Origin of the sequence: Curtobacterium luteum (assembly GCF_001475545.1) — a bacterium.
Lineage (GTDB): Bacteria > Actinomycetota > Actinomycetes > Actinomycetales > Microbacteriaceae > Curtobacterium > Curtobacterium luteum_A.
Genome location: NZ_LDQC01000132.1, coordinates 1 through 781 on the forward strand (window position 1 = coordinate 1; position 781 = coordinate 781).

Genomic DNA, 781 nt, shown 5'->3' on the forward strand with positions numbered 1-781 from the left:
CGCCACGCGCCTCCCGGCCGCGAGTGGGAAGTCCCCCGGACGTGCGGACACCGCCCGGCCCGCACGAGTAGACGAGAGGCAGAACGTCTTCGAAGGAGCGCGCCATGCGACACGGCAACGCAGTGCAGTACGACCGCTACGGCGGGTTCGACGTGGTCCAGCTGGTCCCACAGGAACGACCGGACGCCGGACCCGGTGAGATCGTCGTGGAGGTGGTCGCCGCCGGCCTGAACCACATCGAGCGCTTCCTCCGCGAGGGCAAGCTGCGCGAGTTCATCGACCTCGACTTCCCCGCCCACCAGGGCGTCGACTTCGCGGGCATCGTCCGTGCCCGGGGTGAGGGCGTCAAGGACCTCAGGGTGGGCGACGAGGTGCTCGGCCACGCGCCGACCGGCGGGGCGCACGCGAACTGGGTGCGTGTGCCGCGCGGCTCGGTCATCAAGAAGCCCGAGCACGTCAGCTGGGAGGTCGCGGGTGGCCTCTACCTCGCCGGGTGCACCGCGGCGACCGTCGTCCGGGACCTCCGCCTCGGTCCCCAGGACACCGTGGTGATCAGCGCCGCAGCCGGCGGGGTCGGTCACATCCAGTGCCAGCTCGCCCACGACGCGGGAGCCACGGTGATCGCGCTCGGGAGCGCCCGGAACCACGACTACCTCCGGCCCCCCCCCCCCCCCCCCCCCCCCCCCCCCCCCCCCCCGCCCCCCCGCCTCCGCCCCCACGAAGAAGTGCGACCGATCACGGAGTTCAACGACAACCCACGACAAGCGTACGCCGAGTCCAC

1 protein-coding gene is annotated in these 781 nt (G+C 72.9%); it reads left to right on the top strand.

The genetic code is table 11. The features are described 5' to 3' along the window. Positions 1-104: 104 nt before the first annotated feature. A partial coding sequence (locus NS184_RS16475; protein ID WP_152998286.1) for an NADP-dependent oxidoreductase occupies positions 105-781 on the top strand: 677 nt, incomplete at its 3' end.